We start from the raw sequence: 26,299 nt of genomic DNA on the forward strand, positions 1-26,299 counted from the left end.
GTCGACACTCCGGTACCGTGTCAGGATTCCCTCAACCACCTCAGCGGTTTGACGACAGGAAGCCCAGAACCCCATGAGCGACAGTCACTCCCCTCACGGCTTCGACCTGGTGCGCCGTGGGTACGAGCGCGCCCAGGTCGACGAGCGGATCACCAAGCTGGTGGCCGACCGTGACAGTGCCTTGACCCGGATCAGCGCACTCGAGAAGCGCATCGAGGAGCTCCACCTGGAGACCCAGACCGCCCAGGCGGCGGTCGCCGAGGCGGAGCCCTCGTACGCGGGTCTCGGCGCCCGGGTCGAGAAGATCCTGCGGCTCGCCGAGGAGGAGGCCAAGGACCTGCGCGACGAGGCGCACCGCGCCGCCGAGCAGCACCGCGAGCTGGCCGAGGCGGCCGCCCAGCAGGTCCGCACGGAGGCCGAGAACTACGCCAAGGACCGCAAGGCCAAGGCGGAGGACGAGGGTCTGCGGATCGTCGACAAGGCCAAGAGCGACAGCGCCCAGCTGCGGGCCGAGGCCAACAAGGACGCCCAGAACAAGCGCGAGGAGGCGGACGCCCTCTTCGAGGAGACCCGCACCAAGGCCGCCCAGGCCGCGCTGGAGTTCGAGACCAACCTGGCCAAGCGCCGCGAGCAGTCCGAGCGCGACCTCGCCGCCCGTCAGGCCAAGGCCGAGAAGCGTCTGGCCGAGATCGAGCACCGGGCCGAGCAGCTCCGCCTGGAGGCCGAGAAGCTGCGGACCGACGCCGAGCGCCGTGCCCGTCAGACCGTCGAGACGGCCCAGCGCCAGTCCGAGGACATCGTGGCCGACGCGAACGCCAAGGCCGACCGGATCCGCAGCGAGTCCGAGCGCGAGCTGGCGGCGCTCACCAACCGCCGCGACAGCATCAACGCCCAGCTGACCAATGTCCGCGAGATGCTGGCGACGCTGACCGGCGCGGCCGTGGCCGCCGCCTCGCTGCCGGGCGACGACTCCCTGGGCGTGCCCGCCCAGCAGTCGCGCTGACGCCCTGACCGACGGGCCCCCACCCTCCGGGGTGGGGGCCCGTCGTGCTGTCCGGGACCGGCTCCCCCGTTTCCGGGGCCGCCTCCGGGGGCCGCCTCCGGGACCGGCGTGACCGCCGGCGTCACAGGGGCCCCGGAGGCCCCCAGGAAGCCCGGGGAGACGGCCGGGGGCTCCCCGGGCCGCCCCGGGGCGCGTTCAGCGCGGGTACGCGCCGTCCGGCCGCTGGTGCCCGCAGCTCAGTTGGTTGCCGTCGTCGTCCGAGACGGTGCCGAACCACGAGGTGCACCAGACCGACACCGAATCGGGCCAGTACTGCACCTCGAACGGGTGACCCGAGCCGTAGTCCCCGTACGAGGAGACGATGAACGTCTCCCCCGGACGCATCCAGTAGTCCTCTCCCAGTGGCTCCAGGGTCAGTTCGAGCAGTCCCTCGCCCCGGTTGGTCACCGGCATCCGGCCGGTCACCTCCAGCGCCGAGAAGTCCCAGCGCTCCCGCTCGTCCTTCATCCGGCGGCCACCCGGACCAGCAGCCGGCGCACGGCCGCGTTGAACGCCTCCGGCGCCTCGATCGCGCTCAGGTGACCCACCCCGGGGAGCACCGTCAGCTCCGCGTCCGGCCGGGCCCGCGCCATCAGCTCCGCCTCGGCGAGCGGCACGAGGCCGTCCTCCGCACCCGCCACCACCGTGGTCGGCACCCGCAGCCCGGCCAGGACGTCCAGCGTCTCCGGCCGGGCCGCCATGGCCCGCTGCGCCCACGCGACGGCGGCCGGCGGCGCGGCGGCGATCAGCGTCTGCACCCGGTCGGCCAGGTGCTGCGAGTCCGGGCCGAGCTGACCGGCCGCCATCCGTTCGTCGAGCAGCAGCCGGACGCTGTTCCGGGCCAGCACCGCGGAGGCGATCCGTTCCCGGTTGGCCCGGGCGGCCTCCGTGTCGGCGGTGGCCTTGGTGTTCGCCAGCAGCAGGCCCGCCAGCCGGTCGGGGTGGCGGCGGGCGAAGGCCAGCGCCACGTACCCGCCCATCGAGAGGCCCCCGAGCACCGCCCGGTCGACCCCGGCCGCGTCCAGCAGCAGGGCGACGTCGTCGGCGACCGCGTCCAGCGAGGGCTCGTCGGTGCCCAGCACGGTGCCTCCGAAGCCGCGCTGGTCGGGGGCGATCACCCGGGCCTCGTCCCCGGTCGGTCCGGGCAGCTCGTCCAGTTGGGAGGACCACATGGCGGCGTTGAGCGGAAAGGCGTGCAGCAGCACGAGGGGAGTTCCGGTACCGCTCTCGCGGACCGACACTGCGGAGGGGAGCTGGGTCATGGGCACACCGTATTCCGGTGCGCCCGGCGGGCCCACTCAGCGGGCCGCATTGTCCCCTTTGTCATAGCCTGACGGAGAGTAAGGGAGCGCGAATGATCGAGTTGCACGAGCTGACAAAACGTTACGGCAAGACCCTCGCCGTGGACCGGCTGAGCTTCAAGGTCCCCCAGGGCGTGGTCACCGGGTTCCTCGGCCCCAACGGCGCCGGCAAGTCCACCACCATGCGCATGATCCTCGACCTGGACCGGCCCACCGGCGGCCGCGTCACCATCGACGGCAGACGGTACGGGCAGCTCAGCGAACCGCTCAAGTACATCGGCGCGCTGCTGGAGGCCAAGGCCGTCCACCCGGGGCGCACGGCCCGGGACCACCTGCTCTGGCTCGCCCAGAGCAACCGCATCCCCACCCGCCGGGTCGACGAGGCGCTCGCCCTCGTCGGTCTCACCCCGGTCGCCCGCAAGCGAGCCCGGGGCTTCTCGCTCGGCATGGGCCAGCGGCTCGGCATCGCCTCCGCCCTGCTCGGCGACCCGGAGATCGTCATGTTCGACGAACCGGTCAACGGACTCGACCCGGAGGGCATCCTCTGGATCCGCAACCTGATGAAGCGACTCGCCGCCGAGGGCCGGACCGTCTTCGTCTCCTCCCACCTGATGAGCGAGATGGCAGTCACCGCCGACCACCTGGTGGTCATCGGCAGGGGCCGGCTCCTCGCCGACCTGTCGATGGCCGAGTTCATCCGCCGCAACTCCCGCTCCGCCGTCCGGCTGCGCACCCCCCAGCCCGAACGGCTGCTCGACGTCCTGGCCGGCGCCGGAGTGCGGCACGAACCGGGCCCGGACGGCTCGTACGAGGTCGTCGACGGCAGCCTCGCCGCACTCGGCGAGCTGGCTGCCGCACAGGGCGTGGTGCTGCACGAACTCAGCCCGCAGCAGGCCTCCCTGGAGGAGGCCTTCATGCAGATGACGGCCGACTCGGTGGAGTACCACGCCGGGGACGGCCCGGGCCGCGACGCGGCCGGCGCACCCGGCGTCTGGGGCGCCGACTGGCAGGGAGGCAAGGCGGCGCAGCCGGCGGCCCCCCGTACCGAGGAGAACTGAGATGGCGTCCTTCCCCGCGATCCTGCAGTCCGAGTGGACCAAGATCCGCAGCGTCCGCTCGACGATCTGGACGCTCGCCCTGACCTTCGTGATCACGCTCGGCATCGGCGCCCTGCTGTCGCTGCTCACCCGCAACAACTTCGAGGAGTTCCGGAGCGACGACAGCCCCTTCGACGCCACCGGCACCGCCTTCTCCGGCATCATCCTCGGCGAGCTGGCCATCATCGTCTTCGGGGTGCTGGCGGTCGGCAACGAGTACAGCACCGGGATGATCCGGGTCACCCTGGCCGCCGTCCCCCAGCGCGGCACGCTCCTCACCGGCAAGGCGGTGGTGCTCGGCGGACTCGCCCTGGCGGTCTCGCTGGTGACGGCGTTCCTCACCTTCTTCGTCGGCCAGGCCCTGCTCGGCGACCACTCCACCGACCTCGGCGAACCGAACGTCCTGCGCGCGGTGTTCGGGGCCGCGCTCTACCTGACGATGCTCTGCCTCTTCTCGGCCGGCGTCACCGCGATGCTGCACAACCAGACGCTGGCGCTGGGCGTGCTGGTCCCGTTCTTCTTCCTGCTCTCGCCGATCCTGTCGGCGGTGCCGAAGGTCAAGACGCTGGCCCACTACTTCCCCGACTACGCGGGCTCCCGGATGATGCTGGTGTACGAGCAGAACGGCCAGCCGTACGGGCCGTGGACCGGCTTCCTCATCTGCCTGGCCTGGACGGTCGCCGCCCTGGCCGGCGGCGCGCTGGTGCTGAAGCGGCGGGACGCCTGACGGCGCGCGCCGCCTCCACCGCCGCCCCCGCACAGTCCACGCCCCTTCCCCCTCCCGAGCCGCGGCCGGCCGGGGGGAAGGGGCGTCGCCGTCAGTACCGGGGCGCGCCGCGGCCGCGGAGCAGGTTCGAGGCCCGGCGCTCCCTGGCGCCCCAGCACGCCCGGTGCCAGTGCCGGCGGTCGTCCACCCCCGCGCCGTGCATCGGCCAGGCCACCACATGGCCGACACCGGGCGGGATCTCCTGGTCGCACCCCGGGCAGCGGTAGTGCCGGCCCGCCGTACCCGCCACCGTCTGCACCACCCAGTCCTCACCCTGGTAGTTGTCGGTGCGGCGCAGCGCACCCCCCGGCGGGGCGGCCTGCTCGGCCGGCTCGCGGTCGGCTGCGATCTTGATCCGGTTACGGCGGGGCGACACGGCGGGCTACCTCTCTACGGTGGTCGCGGAACCGTTCAAGCCTACGGCCGGGGGCCGCCCGCCGGGTCTCTATCACGGCATCGGACCGTGCTCCGGTGTTTCCCGTGATATCCACCCGTTCTTCTGGGAAATTGGTGGTTCGGCGTGCCATTGGCACATGACATGGGCTACTCACGAGGGGACAGGCGGGGCCCGCAGACCCTGCGCGCACCCGAGGAGGCTCTCAGTATGACCAGAACCAGCGCCCGCGCCGAGACCCGCCGACCCGTCGGGGTCCGCCCGCCGGCACCCGGCCCGGCGCTGACCACCACCGCCGCGACGGGCACCGCCGGCACTCCCCTGCCGACCGTCCAACGGGCCGGTGCCGCACCCGCGGACACCGCTCCCGTGCTCGTCGGCGCCTTCCTGCTCTCCGCACAGTTCCCGGGCCAGACCCACGGCGAGGCGCTGGACCGCACCGTCCGCGCCGCCGTCGAGGCCGAACGCGCGGGGCTGGACAGCGTCTGGCTCGCCGAACACCACTTCGTCCCGTACGGGGTCTGCCCGAACGCCGCCACCCTGGCCGCGCTGCTGCTCGGCCGCACCCGGCGGATCGGCATCGGGACGGCGGTCAGCGTGCTCTCCACCGTCCACCCGGTGGCCCTCGGCGAACAGGCCGCGCTGCTTCACCTCACGTCCGGCGGGCGGTTCACGCTCGGCGTGGGGCGCGGCGGGCCCTGGATCGACCTGGACGTGTTCGGTGGCGGCGTGGAGGCTTTCGAGCAGGGGTTCCCGGAACGACTCGACCTGCTGCTGCGCTGGCTGCGCGGCTCCCGGGTGGGCGCGTCCGGACCGCAGTTCGAGTTCCCCGAAGTGGCCGTGGTGCCCCGGGCCACCGAGCCGCCCCGCCGCCCCGACCTGGGCGCCTGGCTCGGCGTCGACGAACGCAGCGGGCTGCTCCGGTTCCCCCGCCAGCGTCAGGACGCCGACGGCCCCGGCGAGGAGCTCACCGCCGCCGGCCGACCGGTCGCCGGCCCGCCGGTGGTGGTCGCCTGCACCTCGCCGGGCGGGGTGCGGAACGCCGCCGAACGCGGCCTGCCGATGCTGCTCGGCATGCACTCCGGCGACGACGACAAGCTCCACATGCTGGAGCTGTATCGTTCCGCCTGGCTGGCCGCCGGGCGCAGCGAGGAGCAGCTGCGGCGGGTCGGCCGCCAGCACGTCGCGGCCGGCGTGGCCCAGGTGGACGACCGGACCTCGGCGGCCCGGGCCACCCTGCTGCGCGCGATGCCCGGGTGGTTCGAGTACGGGCTCGGTGCCCACCGCACGGTGGACGGCCGGGAACGCAAGATGCGCGACCCCCGCGAGTACACCGAACTCCTCTGCGACCTGCACGCGGTCGGCACGCCGAAGCAGTGCGCGGACCGGCTGCTGGCCACCGCCGAAAGGACCGGCATCCGCCGCTTCGCGCTGCTCGCCGAGGGAAGCGGCGACCACGAGGCCACCCTGCACAACATCGCCCGGCTGGGCTCCGAGGTGCTGCCGCAACTGAGCTGAAGCCGGTCGGACCCGGCCGCGCGCACCGGACCGAAGCGGCCCGGAGACGAGCGGGCGACACCCGCCCCGAGCAGGCCCGGAGGCGAGCGGGCGACACCCGCCCCGAGCCGAAGGGCCGCGCCGGTGCCGAAAGGGAGAAGCGAGGAAGCGACGAAGGAGCGCGGGAGCGCCGACCGTCGGCACCGGACCGAAGCGGCCCGGAGGCGAGCGGGCGACAACACGGCCCGGGCCGCCCGTCCCCCTTCGTGGGGGCGGGCGGCCCGGTGGCGTATCCGGCGCGAGCCGACCGGTGCTCAGCAGTCCCGCAGTTCCTCGGACTGGTTGAGCAGTTGCGCCCGAACGGAGGTGAACCGCTCGTACCGCTTCTTGTTGGCGGACGACGGCACGAAGACCGCCACCCGGTGACAGTTCTGGAAGGCCAGCTGGACACCGAAATGCCGCTGCAGGGCACCCCGGATGGCGTCACTGGCGAGCGCCCGAAGGAGCTGGCCACGGGCCTGCTCGCTGGGCGGAGGTACCTGGTTGTCGGCGAAGTCGGTGCCGTCGACCTTCGCCTGGGCGACCAGCGAGCTGATCAGGTCCCAGGCGTACGGCAGGGAGACGCGGACGCAGTCGACGAACTCCCGCTCGTCGACCTCGTCCCGCTCGGCCTTCTCCAGCAGGGCCGGTGAGACGTCGAGCGACATGGATTCTCCTCTCGCGGTCCACCCGCGCGGCGCACGGGTGGTGGTGCGTAGTCCAAGTCCGAGCTGAGGGTGAGGGTGAGGGTGAAGCGCGGGATGTCCGGAACACCGTCGGACGGGTGTGACGCCGTCGGACGGCCGTGTTTCCGGCACCGCGCCGAGGCGGGGGCGCCGAGGACCCGTTGAGGGACGTGGTCGGGGGCGCCAACCGCTCAGAACAGCGTGGCAGTCAACGGCGGACCGGACCGGTGGTTCCGGCTGATTGCTCCGGGAATGAGCCCCGGTGCACCAGATTGGCCGGATCCCGTCGGATCGTTCATCTGAAGTCTCCATCCCCGTTGACAGCGATCCCGCAAGCAAGCCGTCACACACCGTAGCTGCCAATGGTGGTGGCCGCCAGGGTGCCGGCAGGCTTTCGAGGGATCGCAGGGCATCCATGTTCGCGGGGTTCGCGGATTCTTCACCCGGCCGTCGCGGAATCGCATCAACTGGCCCCGGTGGGCTAGCGTGGTCGACCGTGCGTCTCGTAATTGCCCGCTGCTCAGTCGACTATGCCGGTCGGCTCTCCGCCCATCTGCCCTCCGCCACCAGGCTCATCCTGGTCAAGGCCGACGGCAGCGTCAGCATCCACGCCGACGACCGCGCCTACAAGCCGCTCAACTGGATGTCCCCGCCGTGCGTCCTCAAGGTCGCCGACGGGGTCTGGACGGTGGAGAACAAGGCCGGCGAGAAGCTCATCATCACGCTGGAGGAGGTGCTGCACGACTCGTCCCACGAACTCGGAGTGGACCCGGGTCTGATCAAGGACGGTGTCGAGGCACACCTCCAGGAGCTGCTCGCGGACCGGATGGAGGTGCTCGGCGCCGGCTGGTCCCTGATCCGCCGCGAGTACCCCACCGCGATCGGACCGGTCGACATCCTCTGCCGCGACTCGGACGGCGCGACCGTCGCCATCGAGATCAAGCGGCGCGGCGAGATCGACGGTGTGGAACAGCTCACCCGCTATCTGGAACTGCTCAACCGGGACCCCCTGCTGGCCCCGGTGAAGGGCGTCTTCGCCGCGCAGGAGATCAAGCCGCAGGCCCGTGTGCTGGCCACCGACCGGGGCATCGGCTGCGTGGTCCTGGACTACGACGCGCTGCGCGGCATCGACGACGACAAGCTGAAGCTGTTCTGACCCGCACCTGACCTGACCCGACCCGCCGACCCCACCCGCAGACCCGACCCGGTCGACCCGGCGTCGCCGACCGTCAGCCGGTCGGCGACGCGGACGTCGTGGACGCCGTCGGACTCCCCGAGTCCGGCGGCGTCGTCGTGGTCGAGGGGACCGTTGTCGTCGGGACGGTCGTCGGGGTCGCCGGGGGCTGGGTGACCGGCGGCGTGCCGCCTCCGGGGGGCTGCGTGGACCCTCTGCCCGCCGTTCCCCCGTTCGTGGTGCCGTTCCCGCCGGTGCCGACTCCGCCGCCCGTGCCGCCGCCCGGGGGCGGCGGGTTGCCGCCCGTTCCCCCCGCGCCGCCCGCCGACTGCGACTGGCCCGGGGCCGTGGACTGCGGGGCGGTGCTCGTCGTCCCCGTGCTCGGCGACCGGCTCGGCCGCTTCGACGCCGACGGCGAGGCCGACCGTGACCGCGAGGCGCCGGCGCCCGTCGAGGGCCCGTCCTCGGGCTCCTCGGCCGTGGGCGGGGCCGTCGGGGCGGAGGTCTCGGGCGCGGCCGTGGAGGAGGGCCCCGAGGCGGTCGGCCGGGGGCTGCCGGAGCGGGGCGACGGCCGGGTGCCGGTCGGCAGGGAGCCGTCGTCGCTGCTGCTGTGCGGATCCGTTCCCTTCGGCTCCCCGTCGGCCGTCATCGCGACCGCCGTACCGAGGACGCCCAGCGCGAGCACGGCCGCCGAGGCGGCGATCACCGTGCGCCTGGTGCGGCCGGGGCCCGTGGTGGTGGCCCTGAGCCGCAGGGGCACCTGGACGATGGCCCGGATGACGGGCCGGCGGGCGGACCCGGAGCCGGCCGGCGCGGCGGGCGGCAGCTGCCGGCCGTCGGCGCGCAGCAGGTCGAGCATCCGCCGGGCGCCGGCCGCCCCGCGCTGCTCGCCGAGGGCGGCCCGCAGGGCGAGTGCGGCCTCCAACTCGGCCGTGGCCCGGCCGGGTTCCCGCACACAGATCGCGTAGACGCCCAACTCGTGGTGGAACCACGCCTCGTCGACCCGCGCGCCGGCCTTCCGGGCGGCTTCCAGACCCAGTTGCAGGGCGCGTTCCCAGGCCCCCCAGCGCAGCGCCAGCGCCAGCGCCGGGGCGGCCGCCCGGGCCAGCCGCAGTACGGAGGCGTGCCGTCCCGCGGCCCGGTCGGCCAGGAGTACGCCGATCACCACCTCGGCCTCGGCGGCGATCTGCGCCAGCGAGACCGAGGAGTGGCCGACCCACCAGGCGAAGTGCTGCGCGGCGCCGTCGACGCTGCCGCGGGCGGGCCAGTGCGGGGCGAGCAGCTCCAGCGCCCCGGCGGTGAGCCGGTGGTGGCCGCCGATGGAGACGGCGAGCCCCGCGTCGGCGAGCTCGGCGAGCGCGTTCTCGCCCTGGCCGACGTCGATCAGCGCGGGCAGGTGCGGGGCGGTCGGGCACTCGCCGCCGAGCGCCACGGCGAGCCGCAGTACGGCCTGGGCGGTCTCCCCGAGGCCCTCGGCGAGCCGGACGGCGGGGAGCGTGGACTCGGCGACCGAGGGCAGCGGGACGTTCCCGCGCAGCGCGGCTTCACGGACCGCCGGGTCGGGGTCGTGGACCGGCTCCCGGACGGCTCCGAAGACGTCCATGCGGTCGTCCTCGGCGGCGACCAGGGCGTCCACCGCGACGTCCCGCTGCCGCAGCAGCGCGGCGGCCTGGACGAACCGCAGCGGCAGGCCCTCGGACTCGAACCAGAGGTCCACCGCCCAGGCCTTCTCGGCCGCGTCCAGGGGCCGCCCGGCCAGCCGGGCGGCGAGTGCCAGGCAGGCGGGCCGGGAGAGGCCGGCGACCAGGTGGTCGCGGAGCCGGGAGTCCGGCGTCAGCTGCGGGCTGTCGGGGGCGACGGAGATCAGGAAGGCGCAGTCGGGCGCGGCGGCGAGGAACTGCTCCAACTCCGGCCCGGAGGGCTCCACCTCGTCGACGACGACGATCGCGCCGACCCGGGCGAGGTGCTCGGCGAGCTGGGCCGGGTCGGGGCGGAAGCCGGGGGCGTGGTGGGTGGCCGCGAAGAGGTCCTGGAGCAGGTCGGCGGCGGTGCGGCGGTGGCCGCAGAGCTGGACGACGCCGCCGGGGGCGAGGTCGCCGGCCGACTCGGCGACGGCCGACAGCAGGGCGCTGCGGCCGGATCCGGCCTGGCCGACCAGGCGTATGGAGCGGCCCTCGGCGAGCAGGCCGAGCAGCTGGGCGACGTCGGCCTCGCGGTCGAGCAGCGGCAGGTCCGCGGGCCCGGCCCCGAGGGCGAGCGGGCCGACCTGGCGGCCGGCGTCACCGGACGGGCCGCGGGCGGGGCCGCTGCGCTCGGTCCGGCGGGGGCTGGGGCGCCACTCGTCGGGGCAGGGGCGCACCTCGGATCCCTCCGGGGTGCCGACGGTCACCAGCAGCCCGCCGGTGACCAGCTCACCGCTCCGGGCCCGTACGGCCTCCTGCCGGAACTCACCGGATGGCTGTCCCACGATCTGCTCCGCCCCACGCTCGCGCCGACGACTTCGTCCGGCCGCCCGCGGACCGGGGGCACCTCCCGGTCGAAGGCCGGGGGGCCGGGCTCGGCCCCGGCGGCCGTTTCCTGACGCCAGACTCTCGCACATCCGCGCCCGCCCGCACAGCGGCCTCCCGGCACCGGGCGTCCGCGGCCGCGCGACCGCCGGTCAGAGCACCGGCAGGGTGGCACCGCGGGGTTCGGCGATCATGCCCTCGACGGCGAGGATCCGGTGCAGCCGGGTGGCCACCAGCAGCCGCTGGAGCTGGGCCGGGACGGAGCGGAGCACCAGGCGGCGGCCGATCCGGCCGGCCCGGCGGTGGGTGCCCATGATCACGCCGAGGCCGGTGGCGTCCCAGAACTCCAGCCGGGCGAGGTCGAGCACGAGGTCGCCCAGGCCGCCGTCGACGGCCTGGTGCAGCCGGGCCCGCGCGTCGGCGGCGGTGCGCACGTCGAGGCGGCCTTCGATGGCCAGCGCCACGTGGTTGCCGGTGATGCGCATGCTCTCCTCCTCCGCGTGGCGGACCTGCGTGGCGGATCTGGTCGGGGTCGTCCCGCTGCGTCCGCCCCGGCCGTGCCGGGTCAGGATGCGGGGGTGTCGGTGTCGGTCGGTGGTCGATGTCGGTATCGATGACGGTGTCGATTCGGGCGGGCCTGCGGCCCCACGCCCGGCCCCGGCCGGAATCCCGGGTTCCCCCTCATCTGACGGCGAACCAGCCCCGCGGGTTGCTGGTTCCGGCCAGATCTGAAGCAACTTCACTCGTCCGAGGGAATATACGCAGGAACTCTCCACACCTACGCTCGATTACCGCCCAAATCACCCGTCTGCGACACCGGCGTGAGGAAACTCACCCACCCCGGAGCGGGGCCGTGCGGTGCTCCGACCGCACGGCCCGCGGGCTCAGCGGCGCCGACCGGTCACTTGGCCGGGTACGGGTAGAAGCCGCGGCCGCTCTTGCGGCCCAGGTCGCCGGCGGTGACCATGCGGGCCATGATCTCGGGGGCGGCGAACTTCTCGTCCTGGGTCTCCTCGTAGATGTTCCGCGCGGCGTGCAGCAGGATGTCCACGCCGGTCAGGTCGGCGGTCTCCAGCGGGCCCATCGGGTGGCCGAAGCCGAGCCGGCAGGCGGCGTCGATGTCCTCGGCGCTGGCGACGCCCGACTCGTACAGCTTGGCGGCCTCGACGACCAGCGCGGTGATCAGACGTGTCGTGACGAAGCCGGCCACGTCGCGGTTGACCACCACGACGTCCTTGCCGACGCCCTCGGCGAAGGCCCGGGCGGTGGCCAGCGTCTCGTCGCTGGTCTTGTAGCCGCGGACCAGCTCGACCAGCTTCATCAGCGGCACGGGCGAGAAGAAGTGCACGCCGACGACCGACTCCGGGCGGCCGGTGGCGGCGGCGATGCGGGTGATCGGGATGGCGGAGGTGTTGGAGGCGAGCACCGCACCCGGCTTGGCGAGCTTGTCGAGCTCCTTGAAGACGCCTTCCTTGACGTCCAGCCGCTCGAAGACCGCCTCGACCACGATGTCGGCCTCGGAGACCGCGTCCAGGTCGGTGGTGGTGGTGATCCGGCCGAGCGCCGCCTCGGCGTCCTCTGCGGTCAGCCGCCCCTTGGAGACGAACTTGTCGTACGAGGCGCGGATGCCCGCGAGGCCGCGCAGGAGCGCCTCCTCGGTGACGTCGCGCAGGACCACGGGGTGCCCTGCCTGCGCGGAGACCTGGGCGATGCCGGCGCCCATCAGGCCGGCACCGATCACGGCGATCCGCTTACTGGACACATTGCTCATGGCTTGGTCTCCCGATGCCGTCGCCGCCCTGGCGGGCGGGCCCTGAAGGCGGCTCAGGGCAGGGATCACCGGCGCCGAGCCGCGTCGCTCATGGGCCGGACTTTAGTGCCCGAACGGTCGACATGGGGCGATCCGAAGGTGTGATCTGCGCCGGACCCGAGCAGGCGAGAAGGTCAGCTGATCAGATCGTCAGCCCAAGGTCCTGGGCGAGGATCGCCGCCTGCACCCGGCTGCGCAGACCCAGCTTCGCCAGGATCCGGCTGACGTGCGTCTTGGTGGTCGCCTCCGCCATCTCCAGCCGCCGGGCGATCTCACCGTTCGGCAGGCCCGCGCCGATCAGGGTGAGCACCTCCCGCTCCCGCGGGGTCAGCCCCGTCACCGCCGCCCGGACCGCCGGCCCCACCTGACGCTCCGGACGGGCGAAGGTGCCGATCAGCCGCCGGGTCACCGAGGGGGCCAGCATGCCGTCCCCGCGCGCCACCGTCCGGATCCCCTCGACCAGGGTGTCCGCCTCCAGGTCCTTCAGCAGGAACCCGGCCGCCCCGGCCCGCAGCGCCCCGTAGACGTACTCGTCGAGGTCGAAGGTGGTCAGCACCAGCACCTGGGCCGCTCCGGCCGCCACCACCTCGCGGGTCGCCGACACGCCGTCCAGCCGGGGCATCTGGACGTCCATCAGGACCACGTCCGGCCGCAGCTCCAGCGCCAGCCGGACGGCCTCCTCGCCGTCCGCGGCCTGCCCGACCACCTCCAGGTCCGGCTCCGCCCGCAGGATCATCACCAGCGCCGCCCGCACGGCCGCCTGGTCCTCCGCCACCAGCACCCGGATCGTCATGCCCGCCCTCCCTCTCCCTCGGTCACCAGCGCCCGCGGCAGCACCGCCCGGACGGTCCAGCACTCGCCCTCCGGACCGGCCTCGAAGCCGCCTCCCAGCAGCGAGGCCCGCTCGGCCATGCCGACCAGCCCGGCCCGCGCACCCGGCAGCGACTGCCCCGCGCCGCGGCGGAACGGGCTCGACACCACGATCCGCAACTCCTCCGGCAGGAACTCCAGCAGCACCCGGACCTCGCCCGGCCCCGCGTGCTTGAGCGCGTTGGTCAGCGACTCCTGGACGATCCGGTACGCGGCCAGACCCACCGGCACCGGCAGCGAGCCGCGGTCGCCACGCTCGGTGAGCTCGAAGCCCAGCCCGACGTCCTGCCCGGCCGCCCGGGCCTTCGCCAGCAGCGCGTCCACCGCGTCCAGGTCGGGCGCGGCGTACGACGCGTCGGCCTCTCCCCCGCCGCTGTCCCGCAACAGGCCGATGATGCGGCGCATTTCGGTCAATCCCTGGACGCTGTTCTCCCGGATCACACCCAGCACCTCCACCAGCGGATCGTCCTCCGGACGCCGCTGGCGCCGGGCGACCGACTGCGCGCCGGTGGCGTGGATCGCGATGGCCGACAGGTGGTTCGCCACCACGTCGTGCAACTCCCGCGCCATCCGGGCCCGTTCGACGACGACGGCCTCCCGCCGGTCCATCTCGGAGAGCAGCGCGGTCTGCTCGGCCCGCAGCCGCTGGAACTCCGCCTCCTCGCGGTGCTTGCGCACGATGTCGCCGGTCCAGACCGGCGCCAGGTAGACCAGCGTGGTCAGCACCACGACGGCCACGGCCGTCGGCGCGTCGCTGTAGATCAGCACCAGGGTGGACAGCACCAGCACCGAGGCCGCACCGGTCAGGTGCAGCACCCGCGACATCTTCGGGTTGCCGTAGAGCACCGCGGCGTACAGCAGGTCGGTGTACATCAGGGTGGTCGCCAGGAGCGCGCCGTTGAAGATGCTGACCGCGAAGACGATCCCGCCGACCGTCGCGATGAGGACCGGCCTGCTCCGGCGGACCAGCTCCAGCGAGGCCATCACCACCAGCGGTGGGACGACCGCCCAGCGGGCGACGTGCTCGGAGCCGTCGTAGACCTTGACGGAGATCAGGAACAGCCCGCCGAGCAGCCCGAAGACCGCGATCGCCCGGTCTTCCTGCCGCGGAGTGAGAGTGGGTCTGCGCACAGCCCCATCAGATCATCCCCGGCCGGACCGGCGGCTCGGGTCCGGGGAGGAGTGCGCGTACATCGAAAGGTGCAGCCCGGACTCGGCTCCGGCGACGACGACGCGCGGACCGGCGCGCGGAAGGCTGGTAGCACCACCGAACAACCCGGAGGCCCGCCATGATCGTCACCCTCATCCTCGCCGCCGAGGTCGCCTTCTGGGTCGTCCTCGGGCTGGCCCTGACCGCCCGCTACGTGCTGCGGCTGCGCACGGTGAGCACGGCCCTGCTGATCGGCCTGCCGGTCCTGGACCTCGCCCTGTTCACCCTCGCCGTGCTCGACCTGCGCGGCGGCGCCACCGCGAGCTGGACGCACGCGCTGGCGGCGAGCTACGCGGGCTTCTCCCTCGGGTTCGGGCCGTCCCTGGTCCGCTGGGCCGACCGGCACTTCCAGTACCGCTTCGCCGGCGGCCCCAAGCCCGCGCGCCCTCCCAAGTACGGGCCGGCGCGGACCCGCTACGAGTGGCAGGTCGCCGGCCGCACCACGGTCTCGGCGGGCGTCACGCTCGGCCTGATCACCCTCATGGTGCCGCTCTCCGCCGGCGCCGCCGCCTTCTCCACCTTCACCGCCTGGTACCTGCGGCTGAGCATGGTGGCCGGGATCAACCTGATCGTGGCCGCCTGCTACGCGATCTGGCCGAAGGAGCCGCCGGCCGGCGCGATCGTCGAGGACGGCCACGTGGTCGGCTGGGAGATCCCGCGGCAGCACCAGCAGCTGTAGCGGCAGCCGTACCGGCGACCGCGGGTCAGCGGTTGTCGCCCGGCACCCAGAGCACGTCGCCGCGCTCCTTGTTGGCCGCCCGGGCCAGGATGAACAGCAGGTCGGAGAGGCGGTTCAGGTACTTGGCGGTCAGCGGGTTGACGCTCTCCCCGTGTGCCTCGATCGCCGCCCAGGTGGCCCGCTCGGCCCGGCGGACCACCGTGCAGGCCAGGTGCAGGTACGCAGCGCCCGCGGCGCCGCCGGGGAGGATGAAGCTGCGCAGCTTCTCCAGCGACTCCAGGTAGTGGTCGCAGTCCCCCTCCAGCTTGTCGATGTAGGACTGGAGCACCCGCAGCGGCGGGTACTTCGGGTCCTCCACCACCGGGGTCGCCAGGTCGGCGCCCACGTCGAAGAGGTCGTTCTGGATCCGGGTGAGCACCGTGACGACGTCCTCCGGCAGCGCACCCGCCGCGATCGCCACACCGATCGCGGCGTTGGCCTCGTTGGCGTCCGCGTACGCGACCAGGCGCGGATCGGTCTTGGTCGTACGGCTCATGTCGCCCAGCGCCGTGGTGCCGTCGTCGCCGGTCCTGGTGTAGATACGCGTCAGATTGACCATGGCGCCAAGACTAGCCGCGGGGTTAGGCGACGTTAACCCCTGACCTCCGGCCGGGGGGACCCCCACCCCGAGGGTCTCGCCGCTACGCGACGTTGACCTCCCCCAGCCTCCGGCCGGGGGGACCCCCACCCCGAGGGTCTCGCCGCTACGCGACGTTGACCTCCCCCAGCCTCCGGCCGGGGGGACCCCCACCCCGAGGGTCTCGCCGCTACGCGACGTTGACCCTCTGCCCGGGGGGTGCGGCTTCGAGCCAGGCGAGGAAGCCGGTCAGCGCGTCGTCGCTCATCGCGAGCTCCAGCGGCGCGCCGTTGTGGAGGCAGCGCAGCACGACCGAGCCGGAGAGCAGGGCCAGCTCCTCCTGCCCCTCGGGGTAGCGCCGGCCCAGCACCTCGATCTCCCGGCGCGGCAGGACCTTGCGGGGGCGCGGAGCGTACGAGAAGACCCGGAACCACTCGATGGAGTCGCCGCTGTACCGGCCGATACCAAAAACCCACCCCTTGCCGTCGGTCTGGGGGACCGGGGCTGAGGTGGGTTTGCCGTTCTCGTCGAGGTCGGGCTGAGTCGAGGCGTCGGCGGGCATTTTGAGCCGGTAACTGCAGTCGAACGTTCCGCCGACCCGCTGGATCACACGGCGGCGTACCGCGAACGCGACCAACCCGATCACACCGAGCGCCACGACCGCCGCACACACCACAAGGGCGAGGACCATGCTCACCTACCTCCTCGCTACCCGCGTTCCCCGTTTCGGTCGTACCAGGCGACCGCGTTGACCTACCAACTGAGACGACAGTCCCGGGGTCACGCTCAGGCGTCCCCGGGACCGTCGGTCGACCCCGCTCAGGCGGGGTCCGGCGCACTCAGGCGTGGGCCTTGAGGCCGCGCGCCGCGAACAGACGCACCTCGGCGCGACGCTCGGCGTGCGCGTCGAGGTCCGACTTGGCCTTGTCCAGTGCGCGCTCGGCACGCGCGACGTCGATCTCGTCCGCCAGCTCGGCGATCTCCGCGAGGAGGGACACCTTGTTGTCGGCGAAGGAGATGAAGCCGCCGTGCACCGCGGCGATCACGGTGCCGCCGTCCGTGGTCCGGATGGTGACCGGACCGGTCTCCAGCACGCTCAGCACCGGGGTGTGACCCGGCATGATGCCGGTGTCACCGGAGGCCGTACGGGCGACGACGATGGTGGCCGCACCGGACCACACCTTGCGGTCGGCTGCGACCAGCTCGACGTGCAGCTCAGCCAACGTGGGCTCCTAGGCTCATGCAACCCCCGATTACTCGGGAGTTTCGGTAAGAATAACGGGCCCGCGCCCCCGGCATGAAACCGGCGGCACGGATTTGACCGGAATCACAGCCGGTGCGACGTGAGGGGTGGGTCCCAGGGCTGGGGCCCACCCCTCACGATCACGCTCGACTGCTACCGGCCGCGATTACTTCTTCGCCAGCTGAGCGGCGTTGCGCTCCAGGTCCTCGATGCCACCGCACATGAAGAAGGCCTGCTCCGGGACGGAGTCGTACTTGCCGTCCGCGATCGAGTTGAAGGCCTCGATGGTCTCGGACAGCGGCACGGTCGAACCCTCGATGCCGGTGAACTGCTTCGCCACGTAGGTGTTCTGCGAGAGGAAGCGCTCGATGCGACGGGCACGGTGGACCGTGATCTTGTCCTCCTCCGACAGCTCGTCCATACCGAGGATGGCGATGATGTCCTGGAGGTCCTTGTACTTCTGCAGGATCCCCTTGATACGGATGGCCGTCTCGTAGTGGGTCTGCGCGATGTACCGCGGGTCGAGGATGCGGGACGTGGAGTCCAGCGGGTCGACGGCCGGGTAGATGCCCTTCTCCGAGATCGGGCGCGACAGAACGGTCGTCGCGTCCAGGTGGGCGAAGGTGGTGGCCGGGGCCGGGTCGGTCAGGTCGTCCGCGGGGACGTAGATCGCCTGCATCGAGGTGATCGAGTGACCGCGGGTCGAGGTGATGCGCTCCTGCAGGAGGCCCATCTCGTCGGCCAGGTTCGGCTGGTAACCCACCGCGGAGGGCATACGGCCGAGCAGGGTCGACACCTCGGAACCGGCCTGGGTGAACCGGAAGATGTTGTCGATGAAGAGGAGCACGTCCTGCTTCTCGACGTCACGGAAGTACTCCGCCATGGTCAGCGCGGAGAGCGCGACGCGCAGACGGGTGCCCGGCGGCTCGTCCATCTGGCCGAAGACCAGCGCGGTCTTGTCCAGAACGCCCGAGTCGACCATCTCGTCGATGAGGTCGTTGCCCTCACGGGTACGCTCGCCGACGCCGGCGAAGACCGACACACCACCGAAGTTCTCGGCGACGCGGTAGATCATCTCCTGGATCAGAACGGTCTTGCCGACACCGGCACCACCGAACAGACCGATCTTGCCACCGGTCACGTACGGGGTGAGGAGGTCGATGACCTTGATGCCGGTCTCGAACATCTCGGTCTTGGACTCGAGGTCCTTGAACTCCGGGGCCTTGCGGTGGATCGGCCACCGGACCTGGACCTGCGACTCGAACTCGTCCTTGTCGACGTTCAGCACCTCACCGAGGGCGTTGAACACCTTGCCCTTGGTGATCTGGCCGACCGGCACCGAGATCGCGGCACCGGTGTCGGTGACCTGCGAACCGCGGACCAGGCCGTCGGTCGGCTGCATCGAGATGCCGCGGATCAGGCCGTCGCCGAGGTGCTGGGCGACCTCAAGGGTGAGGACCTTCTTGCCCGTGCCGTCGGGGTTGTCCACCTCGACGCGCAGGGCGTTGAACATGTTCGGGATCGCGTCGACGGGGAACTCCACGTCGACGACCGGGCCGATGACCCGCGCGACGCGGCCCGTCGCCGTGGTCGGCTCAACAGTGGTAGTCATACTCATTCGCTCCCGCGGCTCGCGTCAGCGAGCGCGTTCGCGCCACCGACGATCTCGCTGATTTCCTGGGTGATCTCGGCCTGACGGGCCGAGTTGGCAAGCCGCGTGAGCGACTTGATGAGCTCGCCGGCGTTGTCCGTCGCGCTCTTCATCGCGCGGCGGCGGGCGGCGTGCTCGGAGGCAGCCGACTGCAGCAGCGCGTTGTAGATCCGGCTCTCCACGTACCGCGGCAGCAGAGCGTCCAGGACGCCCTCCGCCGACGGCTCGAAGTCGTAGAGCGGGAAGATCTCCGCCTTGGCGGACGACTCGTCGCTGAGCTGGACCTCGTCGAGCTTCAGCGGCAGCAGCCGGGCGTCGACCGCGGTCTGCGTCAGCATCGACTCGAACCGGGTCGAGATCACGTGGACCTCGTCCACGCCACCGGTCTCGGCCGTGAAGGCCTCGATCAGCGCGGCCGAGACGGCCTTGGCGTCCCCGTAGGTCGGCTTGTCCGAGAAGCCCGTCCAGGTCTCCGCGACGGCGAGGTCACGGAAGCCGTAGAACGAGACGCCCTTGCGGCCGACGACGTACGTCACCACGTCCTTGCCCTCGGACCGCAGACGCTCGGAGAGCGCCAGCGAGGCCTTGATGGCGTTGGACGAGTAGCCGCCCGCCAGACCGCGGTCCGCCGTGATCAGCAGGACTGCGGCACGCGTGGCGTTCGGGTTCTCGCTGGTGAGCGGGTGCTTGGCGTTGGACCGGGTGGCCACCGCCGTCACCGCCCGGGTGAGCTCGTCGGCGTACGGGGTGGAGGCGGCCACCGAGCGCTGCGCCTTGCCGATGCGCGCTGCGGAGATCATCTCCATCGCCTTGGTGATCTTCTTCGTCGCGGTGACAGAGCGGATCCGGCGCTTGTAGACCCGAAGCTGTGCTCCCATGGGTCGTTACGTCCTTTCCCTCGCTACCGGACTCAGGCCTGCTCGGAGAGCAGCTTGCCGTCAGCGGTCTGGTAGCCCTGCTTGAAGGCACCGATCGCGGTGGCCAGCGCGTCGACGGTGCCGTCGGCCAGCAGGCCGGTCTCGACGATGCCGGCGAGCAGGTCCTTGTGCTGCAGACGCACGTGGTCCAGGAACTCGCGCTCGAAGCGGCGGATCTCGGCGACCGGGACGTCATCCAGCTGACCGGTGGTGCCGGCCCAGATGGAGACGACCTGCTCCTCGACCGGGAACGGCTGGTACTGGCCCTGCTTCAGCAGCTCGACCATGCGCGCACCGCGCTCCAGCTGGGCCTTGGAGGCCGCGTCCAGGTCGGAACCGAAGCCGGCGAAGGCCTCCAGCTCACGGTACTGGGCGAGGTCCAGGCGCAGACGGCCGGCGACCGAGCGCATGGCCTTGATCTGGGCGGAGCCACCGACGCGGGAGACCGAGATACCGACGTTCACGGCCGGGCGGATGCCGGCGTTGAACAGGTCGGACTCCAGGAAGCACTGGCCGTCGGTGATGGAGATGACGTTGGTCGGGATGTACGCCGACACGTCGTTGGCCTTGGTCTCGATGATCGGAAGACCGGTCATCGAGCCGCCGCCGAGCTCGTCGTTCAGCTTCGCGCAGCGCTCCAGCAGGCGGGAGTGCAGGTAGAAGACGTCGCCCGGGTACGCCTCGCGGCCCGGCGGGCGGCGCAGCAGCAGGGAAACGGAACGGTAGGCCTCGGCCTGCTTCGACAGGTCGTCGAAGATGATCAGGACGTGCTTGCCGTCGTACATCCACTCCTGGCCGATGGCGGAGCCGGTGTACGGAGCGAGGTACTTGAAGCCGGCCGGGTCGGAGGCGGGAGCGGCCACGATGGTGGTGTACTCCAGCGCGCCGGCCTCCTCCAGGGCGCCACGGACGGACGCGATGGTGGAGCCCTTCTGGCCCACGGCGACGTAGATGCAGCGGACCTGCTTCTCCGGGTCGCCCGAGCGCCAGTTGTCGCGCTGGTTGATGATCGTGTCGACGGCCACCGCGGTCTTGCCGGTCTGGCGGTCGCCGATGATCAGCTGACGCTGGCCGCGGCCGATCGGGGTCATCGCGTCGATGGCCTTGATGCCGGTCTGCAGCGGCTGCTTGACCGACTTGCGGGCCATGACGCCGGGGGCCTGCAGCTCCAGGGCACGGCGGCCGGTGGAAGCGATGTCGCCCAGACCGTCGATCGCGTTGCCCAGCGGGTCCACGACGCGGCCGAGGTAGCCGTCGCCGACCGGAACCGAGAGGACCTCGCCGGTGCGGCGCACCGTCTGACCCTCCTCGATGCCGCCGAACTCACCGAGGATGACGACACCGATCTCGCGGGTGTCGAGGTTCAGCGCGAGGCCGAGCGTGCCGTCCTCGAACTTCAGCAGCTCGTTGGCCATGACCGAGGGCAGGCCCTCGACATGGGCGATACCGTCCGCTGCGTCAGTGACCGTGCCGACCTCTTCCACAGAGGCGGCGTCCGGCTGGTACGACTGGACAAAGTCGGCCAGCGCGTCCCGGATCTCCTCCGGACGGATCGTAAGCTCCGCCATCAGGCTTCCCTGCTCTCCTAGTTTGCGATCCTCGGCCCGCCATTGAGGGCCGCAAGTACTCGACTCTCGGCCGGGTCGTATGAACCGGCCGTACGATTTGCCGACTCCGGTGGAGCCGGTTCCCGACCGAGGGTCGGATGTGCTGCTTGGGTGTGTTCAGCCTTCGAGCGACTGGCGAGCGCCCTCAAGGCGGCTCGACACGGTGCCCTCGATGATCTCGTCACCGATCTGCACCCGGACACCGCCGACGACCTCGGGGTCGACGTCGATGTTCAGGTGGACCTGGCGGCCGTACAGCCGGCCGAGAGCACCCGACAGGCGCTCCTTCTGGCTGTCCGACAGCGGCACCGCGGTGGTGACCAGGGCCACCACTCGGCCGCGCCGCGCGGCGGCGAGCTTCGAGTAGGACTCGAGGCCCTGCTCCAGGCTACGGCCACGCGGGTTGTTGACCAGGCTGGTGACCAGCCGGACGGTGCCCGCGTTGGCGCGGCCGCCGAGCAGCTTCCTGATCAGCGCAGCCTTGGCGGCGGCGCCGGCCTTCGGCTCGGTCAGCGCGGAGCGCAGCTCGTTGGAGCCGCTCACCACCCGGCCGAACCGGAACAGCTCGTCCTCGACGTCGTCCAGGGCACCGGCCTTCTCGGCGGCGATGACCTCGGCGTACGAGGACAGCTCCTCGACCGCGTCGACCAGGTCACGCGCGCCCGACCAGCGGGAGCGGACCAGGCCGGAGACCAGGTCGACAGCCTCGCCGGAAACCTGGCCGGACAGCAGCGAGGTGACCAGCTGCGCCTTGTCCTGACCCGACCGGGACGGGTCGGTCAGCACGCGGCGGAACGACACCTCACGGTCCAGCAGGGCCGTGACGGCGGTGAGCTCCTCGGCGAGCTTGGCCGCGTCCACCGAGGTGGAATCGGTCAGGCTCTCCAGGTTCTGCCGCCCGGCGACGAGGGCCTCGCGGCTGGCGCCGATCACTTGGCCGCGCCCTGAGCAACGGCGGCCTTGGACTCCAGCTCGTCCAGGAAGCGGTCGATGACACCGCTCTGCCGGGCGGAGTCCTCAAGGGACTCGCCCACGATGCGGGACGCCAGCTGGGAGGCCAGCGAGCCCACGTCCTGGCGCAGGGCGGCGGACGCCTGCTTCTTGTCGGCCTCGATCTGGGCGTGGCCGGCAGCGACGATGGCCTCGCGCTGACGCTGGCCCTCCTCGCGCATCTCGGTGAGCTGGGCCGCGCCCTGCTCGCGAGCCTGCTCGACGATGCGGGCAGCCTCGTGACGCGCGTCGGCGAGCTCGGCGCGGTACTGCTCAAGCAGGGCCTGGGCCTCGGCCTGGGCGGCCTCGGCGCGCTCCATGCCGCCCTCGATGGCGTCCCGGCGCTCCGACAGCACCTTCTCGATGCTGGGGAGGAGCTTCTTGCCGAGCAGACCGAAGACGATGAAGAAGCAGATCAGGCCGATGATGATCTCGGGCCACGCGGGGAGGAGAGGATTCATCTTCTCCTCGGCCGCGAGCTGCGCCGCGATGCTCATATCTGGACCTTCCTCGAAAGGGTCTTCGGCGGGATTACTTGTTGCCGAAGACGAACGGCATGACGATGCCGATCAGAGCGAGGGCCTCGGTGAGCGCGAAGCCGATGAACATGTTGGCGCGGATGAGACCGGCCGCCTCGGGCTGGCGGGCCATGGCCTGGACACCGTTACCGAAGATCAGACCGACGCCGATGCCGGGGCCGATGGCGGCGAGGCCGTAGCCGATCGAGGCGACGGAACCGTAGACAGTGCCCTCAGCGAGGAAGCTCATTGCAGTTGTCCTTTGCAGGGGTGGTGAACCGGTGGTGATTGGCCACCGGGCATTCCGGGAGGTGTGGTTCGGGGGTGGGGCCGGGGGCCCCAGGCTCAGTGCGCCTCTTCGAGGGCACCGGCGATGTAGCTGCTGGCCAGCATCACGAAGATGTAGGCCTGCAGGAACTGGACCAGCAGCTCGAAGGCGGTCAGCGCGATGGTCACGACGAAGGAGGCCGTGCCGTACAGCGCGCCCAGGGTCGGGCTGAGCAGGTACCAGGAGGCGATGGAGAACATCACGATCAGCAGGTGGCCGGCGAACATGTTCGCGAAGGCTCGGACCGCGAGCGTGAAGGGGCGCACGAAGATGTTCGAGAAGAACTCGATCGGCACCAGGATGAACATGACCCAGCCGGGGATGCCCGACGGCCAGCAGAGGTTCTTGAAGCCGCCGACGAAGCCGTGCTTCTTGAAGGTCAGCGTCATGTAGGTGAGCCACACGACGGCTGCGAGGCCGGCCGGGAAGGCGATCGCCGCGGTCACCGGGAACTGGGCGAACGGGATGATCGACATGATGTTCATCAACCAGATGAAGAAGAACATCGAGACGAGCATCGGGACGTACTTCTCGCCCTTCTTGCCGATCGTCTCCAGAACGATGGAGCGCTTGACGAAGTCGTAGCCGATCTCACCGACCAGCTGCAGCTTGCCGGGGACGAGCCGCGGCTTCGCGAAGGCGGCCCAGAAGAACAGAACGACCAGTACCGCAACGATCATCGACAGCAGCATCGGCTTGTTGAACTCGAAGCTGCCGATCGTGAAAATCGGCTCGAACTGGAACTCGTTCAGACCCGGGGCCGGGAAGCCGCAGCCAGCGTCCCCGAAGTGGCAACTGCCTGAGGCGAGGGACGTGAGTTCAGCACTCACCACGGACTCCTTCGTCGTGACGCATGGTTACGGCAACCTCGGTGTGTCGGCGTGGCCTGCGACCACGGAGCGGCACTGGAACTTGATGGGTTTCTCGCCGACCCCGCCCGGCAGTGCGCTGCACCGCCGCGGGATCATCGAAGACTGCGCGGATCCGGGGGGCGATCGGTCCGCCGTGCGGACAGACCTGGCCTCTTCCCGTACTCCGTTGTTGCGACGGACGATAGCAGCCCGTCAGCGCGGCATAAACACCGCCCCCCTCGTTGGGGGGACAGAGGGGCGCCGTCACTGTTGACGCCCCTTGTCGGACGGCTTGTTGCCCTTGTTTTCAGAGGCGTTGGGGTCGACGTAGAACATCTTCGCCTTCAGTGCGCCGCGCACCTGGAACCCCGTCCAGATGAGTGCGCAGCCGAGCAGCGTGAAGGCGAAGGCCTGCCGGTTGAAGAGCTCGGTGTCCTTGAACACGGCCAGCACGATGCCGACCAGCAGGATCTGCGTCGTGTACACGAGCAGCGCCGCGGCCATCATGATGTGCGGGTTCGACCTGGTCAGCCGGTCGAGCGCGACCTGACCCGAGGTGAAGAAGGCCATCACCAGCAGCGTTCCGAAGAGGGCGCCGAGCAAGCCCTTGCCACCCGCGACTGCAAAGGAGATCGCCATGGCGAGGACTCCGGCGACCGCAGTGGGGATCGCGGCGCCTCGGAGGATCCGGGCGTCGTTGGACGGCATGTCGGCAACTCCGGCGGCATGTCGATGGCGGGGGGACGGGCACAGAACGTGATGGTGACACCGGACCGGAACCGCCGCGGACCGGCCGCTCTGCGGCGAGTCCGTCGAGGGAGACCGGCCAGGGACGGAAGTCATCCACCTGTGAGGTCTTTCGGCGTGTTCTCGGTACTCGTGAACGGTATCACAAACTATTTGATGAGAGCTTTACCATGAATGTGTGGTACCTGTCACACTGATGGCCCAACAGTGCCGCCGAACGGGTGAGGCGGCTTGACAGGACGTCACTTCGCCCTACCGGCCGCGCCCGTGGCCGTGGCCACGGCTTCCGGTCGCGGAGGAGCCCTTCGGCAGCCCCCCGAGCAGTCGCTTGTCCTCGGCGGACAGCTCGGCCATCGGTTCGGTGGCGGACTCCGAGGCGGACTCGGCGGTCAGGGCCGTGCCCTCCTCCTCGCGCACCGCCGCCGGGGCGGGCTTCCGGCCCGCCGGACGGCGGCGGTAGCGCGGCGGGACGAAGGCCTGCACCGCGCGCGGGGCCCGCGGCCGGAACCGCGGGGTCAGCAGCACCACCAGGCCGACCAGGCAGAGCCCGGCCAGCATCAGCACCAGGGTGCGGCCGGTGTTGGTGACCGAGAAGGCGACGGTCCCGAAGGCGATCAGCGCGGCCCAGAAGTACATGATCAGCACGGCGCGGCTGTGCGAGTGGCCGACCTGGAGCAGTCGGTGGTGCAGGTGCCGCTTGTCCGCGGCGAACGGCGACTGGCCGGCCCAGGTGCGGCGGACCACGGCGAGCAGCAGATCCGCCAGCGGCAGCGCGATGACCGTCAGCGGCAGCAGCAGCGGGATGTAGATCGGCACCAGGGCGTGCACGGTGAGGGTCTGCGAACCCGTCTCGCTGGTGATCAGGTCGGGGTCGACCCGGCCGGTGATCGAGATCGCCGCGACGGCCAGCATCAGGCCCAGCATCATCGAACCGGAGTCGCCCATGAAGATCCGGGCCGGGTGCATGTTGTGCGCCAGGAAGCCCAGGCACATGCCGATCAGCAGCACGCTGAAGAGCACGGCGGGGGCGGCGTCACTGATCGTGTAGCCGTACCAGAGCCGGTAGGAGTACAGGAAGAAGGCCATCGCGGCGATGCAGACCATGCCGCCGGCCAGGCCGTCCAGGCCGTCGATGAAGTTCACCGCGTTGACCATGACGACGACCAGGGTGACCGAGATGACCATGCCCTGGGTGGGGCTGACCGCGACCGGGCCGGAGCCGGGCACCGGCAGGGTGATCACCGTGACGCCCTGCCACACCATCACGCCGGCGGCGATCATCTGGCCGCCCAGCTTCACCAGCGCGTCCACGCCCCACTTGTCGTCCAGCACGCCGAGCAGCCACATGATCCCGGCGCCGGAGAGCAGCGCGCGGATGTCGGTGCCCTGCGAGAACACCTTGCTCAGGTTGTCCAGCTGGGAGGCGACCAGGATGCCGGCGCAGAGGCCGCCGAACATCGCGATGCCGCCGAGCCGCGGGGTGGGTTCGCGGTGCACGTCGCGGGCGCGGACCGGGGGCATAGCCCCCGCCGCGATGGCGAACTTCCGCACCGGGCCGGTCAGCAGGTAGGTGACGGCCGCGGTGCAGAACAGCACCAGCAGATACTCACGCACCACTGGCCTCCTGCTGCACTGTCCGACGGGTGGGTACCGAAGGTACGCCCGTGCCTGTCCGGGGTTCGAGGTGCGTCGCCACGGCACACACCTTATTGAGTCGGACGCCGGGTGCGTGCATCGCGGTTCGCCCTACCGGGTAGGA

Annotated in this window: 27 protein-coding genes; 6 read left to right on the plus strand and 21 right to left on the minus strand. The window is 71.5% G+C overall.

Annotation, left to right across the window (positions count from 1 at the left end; translation table 11 throughout):
* The first annotated feature begins 73 nt into the window (after window positions 1-73).
* A complete protein-coding gene (locus PUR61_RS32010; protein WP_327680760.1) occupies window positions 74-1,003 on the plus strand; it encodes a cellulose-binding protein in 930 nt (309 codons plus the stop codon).
* A 195-nt stretch (window positions 1,004-1,198) separates the two neighbouring features.
* Here PUR61_RS32010 and PUR61_RS32015 read toward each other — a convergent pair whose 3' ends face one another.
* Window positions 1,199-1,510 carry a hypothetical protein gene (locus PUR61_RS32015; protein ID WP_329882998.1) on the minus strand — a complete coding sequence of 104 codons (312 nt, stop codon included), beginning with the start codon at window positions 1,508-1,510 and terminating at the stop codon, window positions 1,199-1,201.
* The gene (locus PUR61_RS32020; RefSeq protein WP_329882999.1) at window positions 1,507-2,304 is read right to left on the minus strand and encodes an alpha/beta fold hydrolase; all 798 of its coding nucleotides are present in this window, start codon (window positions 2,302-2,304) and stop codon (window positions 1,507-1,509) included. The genes PUR61_RS32015 and PUR61_RS32020 overlap by 4 nt, the downstream gene beginning before the upstream one ends.
* Window positions 2,305-2,396: 92 nt before the next feature.
* Between PUR61_RS32020 and PUR61_RS32025 the strand changes: the two genes are divergently transcribed.
* Window positions 2,397-3,401, plus strand: coding sequence for an ABC transporter ATP-binding protein (locus PUR61_RS32025; protein WP_329883000.1), 1,005 nt, complete (start codon window positions 2,397-2,399; stop codon window positions 3,399-3,401).
* Between the two features lies 1 nt (window position 3,402).
* On the plus strand, window positions 3,403-4,167 hold the full coding sequence (locus PUR61_RS32030; protein ID WP_329883001.1) for an ABC transporter permease subunit: 765 nt from the start codon (window positions 3,403-3,405) through the stop codon (window positions 4,165-4,167).
* Window positions 4,168-4,258: 91 nt separating this feature from the next.
* Here PUR61_RS32030 and PUR61_RS32035 read toward each other — a convergent pair whose 3' ends face one another.
* Window positions 4,259-4,582, minus strand: a complete 324-nt coding sequence (locus tag PUR61_RS32035) for an ATP/GTP-binding protein (RefSeq protein ID WP_380361044.1) — start codon at window positions 4,580-4,582, stop codon at window positions 4,259-4,261.
* A gap of 387 nt (window positions 4,583-4,969) precedes the next feature.
* On the opposite strand from PUR61_RS32035, the gene PUR61_RS32040 reads away from it, so the two are divergent.
* Window positions 4,970-6,118 carry an LLM class flavin-dependent oxidoreductase gene (locus PUR61_RS32040; RefSeq protein WP_329883205.1) on the plus strand — a complete coding sequence of 383 codons (1,149 nt, stop codon included), beginning with the start codon at window positions 4,970-4,972 and terminating at the stop codon, window positions 6,116-6,118.
* Between the two features lie 293 nt (window positions 6,119-6,411).
* Here PUR61_RS32040 and PUR61_RS32045 read toward each other — a convergent pair whose 3' ends face one another.
* Entirely contained in the window at window positions 6,412-6,804 is a 393-nt protein-coding gene (locus PUR61_RS32045) for an SCO5389 family protein (protein WP_329883002.1), read from the minus strand.
* Window positions 6,805-7,318: 514 nt separating this feature from the next.
* Here PUR61_RS32045 and nucS point away from each other — a divergent pair.
* Window positions 7,319-7,978 carry an endonuclease NucS gene (gene nucS, locus PUR61_RS32050; protein WP_329883003.1) on the plus strand — a complete coding sequence of 220 codons (660 nt, stop codon included), beginning with the start codon at window positions 7,319-7,321 and terminating at the stop codon, window positions 7,976-7,978.
* 73 nt (window positions 7,979-8,051) lie between these two features.
* Here nucS and PUR61_RS32055 read toward each other — a convergent pair whose 3' ends face one another.
* The 5 genes from PUR61_RS32055 to PUR61_RS32075 form a co-directional block, all read right to left on the minus strand.
* Window positions 8,052-10,463 (minus strand): ATP-binding protein, encoded by a 2,412-nt coding sequence (locus PUR61_RS32055; protein WP_329883004.1) that lies wholly within the window; start codon window positions 10,461-10,463, stop codon window positions 8,052-8,054.
* 192 nt (window positions 10,464-10,655) lie between these two features.
* The gene (locus PUR61_RS32060) at window positions 10,656-10,988 is read right to left on the minus strand and encodes an STAS domain-containing protein (protein ID WP_329883005.1); all 333 of its coding nucleotides are present in this window, start codon (window positions 10,986-10,988) and stop codon (window positions 10,656-10,658) included.
* 416 nt (window positions 10,989-11,404) lie between these two features.
* Window positions 11,405-12,274 carry a 3-hydroxyacyl-CoA dehydrogenase family protein gene (locus PUR61_RS32065; protein WP_329883006.1) on the minus strand — a complete coding sequence of 290 codons (870 nt, stop codon included), beginning with the start codon at window positions 12,272-12,274 and terminating at the stop codon, window positions 11,405-11,407.
* Window positions 12,275-12,455: 181 nt separating this feature from the next.
* Window positions 12,456-13,106, minus strand: a complete 651-nt coding sequence (locus PUR61_RS32070) for a response regulator transcription factor (protein WP_329883007.1) — start codon at window positions 13,104-13,106, stop codon at window positions 12,456-12,458.
* Window positions 13,103-14,314, minus strand: coding sequence for a sensor histidine kinase (locus PUR61_RS32075; protein WP_329883008.1), 1,212 nt, complete (start codon window positions 14,312-14,314; stop codon window positions 13,103-13,105). The genes PUR61_RS32070 and PUR61_RS32075 overlap by 4 nt, the downstream gene beginning before the upstream one ends.
* Before the next feature lie 158 nt (window positions 14,315-14,472).
* On the opposite strand from PUR61_RS32075, the gene PUR61_RS32080 reads away from it, so the two are divergent.
* On the plus strand, window positions 14,473-15,072 hold the full coding sequence (locus tag PUR61_RS32080; protein ID WP_329883009.1) for a hypothetical protein: 600 nt from the start codon (window positions 14,473-14,475) through the stop codon (window positions 15,070-15,072).
* A 25-nt stretch (window positions 15,073-15,097) separates the two neighbouring features.
* Here the strand turns inward: PUR61_RS32080 and PUR61_RS32085 are convergent, their stop codons facing one another.
* The 12 genes from PUR61_RS32085 to PUR61_RS32140 all read right to left on the minus strand — a co-directional run bounded on the left by PUR61_RS32085 (window position 15,098) and on the right by PUR61_RS32140 (window position 26,154).
* A complete protein-coding gene (locus tag PUR61_RS32085) occupies window positions 15,098-15,670 on the minus strand; it encodes a cob(I)yrinic acid a,c-diamide adenosyltransferase (protein ID WP_329883010.1) in 573 nt (190 codons plus the stop codon).
* A 208-nt stretch (window positions 15,671-15,878) separates the two neighbouring features.
* On the minus strand, window positions 15,879-16,379 hold the full coding sequence (locus tag PUR61_RS32090; protein WP_030302766.1) for a DUF2550 domain-containing protein: 501 nt from the start codon (window positions 16,377-16,379) through the stop codon (window positions 15,879-15,881).
* Window positions 16,380-16,527: 148 nt separating this feature from the next.
* Entirely contained in the window at window positions 16,528-16,911 is a 384-nt protein-coding gene (locus tag PUR61_RS32095; RefSeq protein WP_329883011.1) for a F0F1 ATP synthase subunit epsilon, read from the minus strand.
* 186 nt (window positions 16,912-17,097) lie between these two features.
* On the minus strand, window positions 17,098-18,543 hold the full coding sequence (atpD, locus tag PUR61_RS32100) for a F0F1 ATP synthase subunit beta (RefSeq protein WP_329883012.1): 1,446 nt from the start codon (window positions 18,541-18,543) through the stop codon (window positions 17,098-17,100).
* 2 nt (window positions 18,544-18,545) lie between these two features.
* A complete protein-coding gene (locus tag PUR61_RS32105) occupies window positions 18,546-19,460 on the minus strand; it encodes a F0F1 ATP synthase subunit gamma (RefSeq protein WP_329883013.1) in 915 nt (304 codons plus the stop codon).
* A gap of 32 nt (window positions 19,461-19,492) precedes the next feature.
* Window positions 19,493-21,067, minus strand: coding sequence for a F0F1 ATP synthase subunit alpha (gene atpA / locus PUR61_RS32110; protein WP_329883014.1), 1,575 nt, complete (start codon window positions 21,065-21,067; stop codon window positions 19,493-19,495).
* Between the two features lie 156 nt (window positions 21,068-21,223).
* Window positions 21,224-22,039, minus strand: a complete 816-nt coding sequence (locus PUR61_RS32115) for a F0F1 ATP synthase subunit delta (RefSeq protein WP_329883015.1) — start codon at window positions 22,037-22,039, stop codon at window positions 21,224-21,226.
* Window positions 22,036-22,593: a F0F1 ATP synthase subunit B gene (locus tag PUR61_RS32120; RefSeq protein ID WP_329883016.1), complete on the minus strand. Its 558-nt coding sequence runs from the start codon at window positions 22,591-22,593 to the stop codon at window positions 22,036-22,038. Before PUR61_RS32120 ends, PUR61_RS32115 begins: the two co-directional genes overlap by 4 nt.
* Window positions 22,594-22,627: 34 nt before the next feature.
* Window positions 22,628-22,864 (minus strand): ATP synthase F0 subunit C, encoded by a 237-nt coding sequence (atpE, locus tag PUR61_RS32125; protein WP_329883017.1) that lies wholly within the window; start codon window positions 22,862-22,864, stop codon window positions 22,628-22,630.
* 95 nt (window positions 22,865-22,959) lie between these two features.
* Window positions 22,960-23,772, minus strand: coding sequence for a F0F1 ATP synthase subunit A (gene atpB / locus PUR61_RS32130; RefSeq protein ID WP_329883018.1), 813 nt, complete (start codon window positions 23,770-23,772; stop codon window positions 22,960-22,962).
* A gap of 285 nt (window positions 23,773-24,057) precedes the next feature.
* A complete protein-coding gene (locus tag PUR61_RS32135; RefSeq protein WP_329883019.1) occupies window positions 24,058-24,501 on the minus strand; it encodes a hypothetical protein in 444 nt (147 codons plus the stop codon).
* A gap of 291 nt (window positions 24,502-24,792) precedes the next feature.
* Window positions 24,793-26,154 (minus strand): MraY family glycosyltransferase, encoded by a 1,362-nt coding sequence (locus PUR61_RS32140; protein WP_329883020.1) that lies wholly within the window; start codon window positions 26,152-26,154, stop codon window positions 24,793-24,795.
* Between the last annotated feature and the right edge of the window lie 145 nt (window positions 26,155-26,299).

The organism is Streptomyces sp. BE20, from assembly GCF_036322525.1.
Lineage (GTDB): Bacteria > Actinomycetota > Actinomycetes > Streptomycetales > Streptomycetaceae > Kitasatospora.